Consider the following 5,034-nt stretch of genomic DNA (forward strand, 5'->3'; position numbering starts at 1 on the left):
AGGCACAGGATGGTGGCAATGCCAAACATGGTGCACATGCCTTTCAGTATTTCACTGGTCAGTTCTTCCAGGGTAAATACTTTTTCTACGAGACACATGATGGAAATAGAAAGTACTGATAAGACCGATCCCCAGAGCAATGCCTGCATGCCAGCGCCTTTGGTGAGGTTGCCCGAACCGGTTACGTAGAGGACACCGATAATGGTCACAATCATGACGACAATGGGCACAATCATGTTGGCCAGATGCGGTTTTGCTTTAGGCGCCAATTTAGTCGCATTCTGGGAAGCATTGGCAGCTACATGGGACGGATCATCAAGATAGCCCGTCTGAGACGCCCGTTCTTCCGCTTTTTTCATCGGTCCGAAATCGACAGGAGCCAGGCAGGAAATCAGGGCAAAAACGACAGCTATAATACAATAAAAATTCAAAGGAATGGACTGAAACAGAACAGTAATGGCCTGATCGGCAGGAACGCCGCCCGATGTCAGATAGCCTGTCATCGCTCCAAGCCAGCCACTGAGTGGCAGCAATACGCACCAAGGTGTCGATGTGGTATGAATGAGAAATGCCGCTTTTTCATGAGACACTTTCATGCTGTCATTGAGGGGTCGGGCAATAGACCCTGTGACCATACAGCTCAGCGAGCCGGACGTGAAGATGACAATCCCCAGAAGCCAGGTAAAAAAGGCTGCCGCTTTTTTGGAACGGATGATGCTCTTTTTGCGGACCATAATATCGACGAAACCTTCGATACCGCCGGACCGTTCAATGAGATAGAGCATCGCCCCGATCAGGAGCAGGGACATGATAACAATCGTATTGCCATTGCTGGCAAAGGTCTTTACGACATTATAAAAGGTTGCATTAATCCCCGTAAAAATATCCGGACTGAGCGTCATGCTTGCCATGAAAATCCCGACCAGGAGAGCGATAAACACATTTCGTATAGCCAGAGCCAGTACAATTGTCACTAGCGGTGGTATAACTGATAGAAAACCATATTCCATACTATATTTCCCCCTTAAATTATTTACGGACAGAACGTCCCAGATGCCACTGGGTCACCTGACAATCCTGGGCTGCCACCTGGCCGCCGAGCAGGACATGTGAAATCCCCCTGCCCGGCAGAACCGGATTCTCAAAGGTCGCTCCGTCGGCAATGACGTGAGGATTAAAAATGACAACATCGGCATCAGATCCGGCTGCCAGATTTCCCTTGTGGGAAATACCCATGCGCGCCGCCGGCATAGCCGTCATTTTGCGGACGGCTTCGTACAAGGAGAGTTTTCCTGTGCGGACAAACTGGCTGAATACGCGGGGAAATGCTCCGGCTGCACGGGGATGGCCCTGCCCATGATTCAGGATACCATCGCTGCCAATCATGACACCGGGATTGCAAAGTGCCATATCAACTTCCTGCTCTTTCATGACATAACAGACGGTGAGATATTCCGGGTGGGTCCGGCGCACTTCTTCAAACATCGCCTTCGTACAGCGCCGTCCCTGATAAGTTCCTTCACAAATCTGCACCACATCATAATCGCAATGGTATCTCTGAAGCCACCCATCATCATACGTCGTCGAACCGATTGCCGTAGAAAAGGCATAATAGGGATAGCAGTCACAGGTCACGTCGAGACCGTTCAGGCGATAGGCATCGATCATCTGCAAAAACTCTTCCATCTGACCGAATGCCGCCATGGATCCGATGTGGGACACTTCCGCCGGCAGTCCCAGTTCGCAGGCCACATCAAGAAATTCCCGGCCCGCTGCAAATATGCCTGCCGCATCATCCCGGACATGGGCTGCGATAAGTCGCCGGTCTGACACGCAGGTCCGGGCCGTCGTCACAAATTCCCGGCGGTCGATTCCTGGCACATAGCGCATCCCATAGGAAATACCAAAGCAGCCAGCATCCAGTGCCTGCCGACAAAGCGGCACCATGGCCTGCAGTTCATCATCTGTCACATGACTGTACTTATCCGCATGACCGACAGCTTCCCGGAGCCAGCTGTGCCCGACCAGGAGAGCCACATTAACGGGAGCTCCATCGCGGTCCACGATATCCAGATACTGTATAGGATTATAGCGGTTAACACCACATTCACCGCCCAGGACCGTCGTCACACCCATGCGCAGCATACAGCCGAAAATGGCGTTGTTTTCGTTCTGTTCCAGAGTGCCCTGGGGCGTTACAAAATCTTCATGCATGTGGATGTCGATAAAGCCCGGAGATACGACCTGACCTGCCGCATCAATGATCGTATCGGCTTCCGGTTCCTCCGTTGTCACACCCAGCACGTGATCATCCTCCAGCACCAGATTCAGTTTCGCCTGTACCGCATTAGCCGGATCAATGAGAAGGCCATTTTTAATCAGGGTTTTCAAAAAATCACATTCTTTCCCAGAAAACACGATGCGCATTAAAAACGATAATGATTCAATCGTGTTTATATATATTTTTTCATTTATAAGCCTTGAAATTATTTTTATCTTAGCACGTATCACGTTTTATGACAATAAAAAATGCCCCCCCAATGGCGATAAAAAAATACGATGCACTCAATCAAAAAACTGAATGAATATAATTCCTGGCAGAAGCAGATTATTCCACATACACAATAAAAAAGGTTTCCAGTAAATCTACTGAAAACCTTCGCTATCTGTTGGTGCGGTCGATGGGACTTGAACCCATATGAACTTACGTTCACTACCCCCTCAAAGTAGCGCGTCTGCCATTCCGCCACGACCGCATATGAAATTGTTTGTGGTGCTCAGGGACGGAATTGAACCGCCGACACGGGGATTTTCAGTCCCCTGCTCTACCGACTGAGCTACCTGAGCGAATATGGCGACCTCGATCGGATTTGAACCGACGATCTTCGCCGTGACAGGGCGACATGTTAAACCGCTACACCACGAGGCCGTTTCCACTTCCAGTTCCGAGGCCTGAGTGCCTCGAACAAAAAGAATTGTATCATGTATCGCGCACTTTGGCAAGTACTTTTTTTAGTTTTTTTCATTTTTTTGGTGAAAAGAACCATTTTTCCTCTAGGTAAAGAACTTATAATGATGTATAATAAGGACGGTCCGCTATTTACAGGATTCTTACATGAAGTACCCGGACTTTTTACAAATAGATATTATGTCAGAAAGGCAGCGTCATCCTATGTTAGGTTTTCACAAAAAACGTCCTGCACCTTCATGCAGGAAAAATCAGGATTCTTCAATGGCCAGGGGCAATACCGGACGCCAGATTTTCTACCTTATTTGTATCTTTGCCGTCATATATGCATTATGCTTCCAATGGGAGCTTCTCGTGTCACTAGGCCTGGGTGAAGATAACATCGAAGATATGACCTTCGGCCTCATACCGGCCGTTGCCGCCGTTACGTTATCGTTGGCTTTATACTGGAAACACCTGACTCTTTCAGCCATCCTCCCCAATGCCATCATTGGCATTTCCTGGATTATAACAGGTCCCGTACTGAGTTATAATACATTATTAAATAGTAATACCGTCTATTTAAACAATATTTATGACATTTATGTGGGGCTGTATTTTTTTGCTATTTTGTTTTGCCTTTCTATGGCATTGAGCCAATATGCCCCACCAAAAGTGCGGATGGTTCTCATGACACTGATCCAGCTTTTGGCCATTTCGGTCATCGTCCTGCAATGGGGATATTATTATCTTTATCATTCCTCCATCACCACATCGGGCGCCCTTCTGATTTTTCAGACCGGCCCTGCGGAAGTAAAGGAATATTTCGGTTCCCTCGGTTTAGGTAATATGCTGCTCGCTCTTTTCTTTGTAGCAGCCCTGATTGCCTTTTTTGTCATCTGCCAGTATCTGCAACAGCCATTACCTCGCACGACGTTATACCGCAAAGTATTGCCACTGCTCTCACTGGTCATTGTGCTGCCTTCCATCGGCGCCCTGGGAGAAGAAATTTTTCCGGAATGCTTCCCCATCCGTACCTTCCTGGATACTCATGATTATATGGAACGGTCCGCACTCTATGCCGAGAACCACTCCAGCAAATTTGCCAATCTCCAGGCAGTCCAACTGAATCCGGCGCAGTATCCCGATACAATCATCGTCGTCATCGGTGAATCGGAAACGCGGACACTCATGAATGCCTATAATCCGGATCATGTTCCCAACACGCCCTGGCTGACGTCAGAAAAAAGCAATCCCCGTTTTACCTTGTTTAACAACGCTTACGCCTGTGTCTGGTATACCGTCCCCGTTCTGGAGCACGCCCTGACAGAATCTAATTTCTATAATAATAAGGAATTTAACCAGTCTATTTCTATCATTGACATGGCAAAAAAAGCCGGGTATAAAACGTACTGGTTCAGCAACCAGGGATCTGTCGGCGTCGCCGATACGCCCATCACCCTGGTTGCCAATACAGCCGACGTATCCGAATGGGTAGACCGGGATCTCAAAGAATCGACCCATGACGAAGCCCTGCTGAAATTCCTCAATCAGGTAAATCCCGATGAAAAGAATTTCATTGTCCTCCACATTATGGGCAGCCATATCGAATACCGCAACCGGTACCCGGCAGAATTCCAGCACTTCAACGATGGTAAGATCAATGAAGAAGCCGATTTTGACAACACCGTTCTCTATACGGACTGGATTCTCCAGCAGATTTATGATTATGGCCGTCAGAATCTGAACCTCGATGCCATGATTTACTTCTCCGACCACGGTTCCGATCCGGACGTAGCCCGTGCCCCGGATGGCTCCAGCTTTAAAGTCCTCCGCATCCCTATGTTCGTCTACTTATCAGACGCTTATACGGCGCGGAATCCGCAAATCACCCGCACCGTCAAAGAGCACCAGAATGCGTATTTTACTAATGATCTGGAATATGAATTTATCTGCGGCATCCTCAATATGCAGTCGCCCAACTACGACCCGTCGTGGAGCCTCGCTTCTGATCAGTGGCATCTGGAACGTCAGGACCTGCGTACCCGCTTTGGCCGGGACAGCCTGATGGATGATACGGAATATTA

The 5,034-nt window shown here is 48.5% G+C and carries 3 protein-coding genes and 3 tRNA genes; 1 reads left to right on the forward strand and 5 read right to left on the reverse strand.

Features of this window, described 5'->3' with window-relative positions; genetic code table 11:
* From DBO31_RS00585 to DBO31_RS00605, 5 genes are all read right to left on the reverse strand, one after another.
* Positions 1-1,010, reverse strand: a 1,010-nt coding sequence (locus DBO31_RS00585) for a Na+/H+ antiporter NhaC family protein (RefSeq protein WP_150824188.1), incomplete at its 3' end; no start/stop codon positions are given.
* A gap of 19 nt (positions 1,011-1,029) precedes the next feature.
* Positions 1,030-2,391 (reverse strand): amidohydrolase family protein, encoded by a 1,362-nt coding sequence (locus DBO31_RS00590; RefSeq protein WP_159897723.1) that lies wholly within the window; start codon positions 2,389-2,391, stop codon positions 1,030-1,032.
* Positions 2,392-2,670: 279 nt separating this feature from the next.
* Positions 2,671-2,756: transfer RNA gene (locus DBO31_RS00595), tRNA-Leu, on the reverse strand.
* Between the two features lie 15 nt (positions 2,757-2,771).
* Positions 2,772-2,847, reverse strand: a tRNA-Phe gene (locus tag DBO31_RS00600).
* A gap of 5 nt (positions 2,848-2,852) precedes the next feature.
* Positions 2,853-2,929: transfer RNA gene (locus DBO31_RS00605), tRNA-Asp, on the reverse strand.
* Between the two features lie 303 nt (positions 2,930-3,232).
* Between DBO31_RS00605 and DBO31_RS00610 the strand changes: the two genes are divergently transcribed.
* Positions 3,233-5,034: phosphoethanolamine transferase (locus tag DBO31_RS00610; protein ID WP_150824190.1), on the forward strand; the 1,802-nt coding region annotated here is incomplete at its 3' end.

Origin of the sequence: Megasphaera sp. DJF_B143, assembly GCF_900320625.1 — a bacterium.
Taxonomy (GTDB): domain Bacteria; phylum Bacillota; class Negativicutes; order Veillonellales; family Megasphaeraceae; genus Megasphaera; species Megasphaera hexanoica.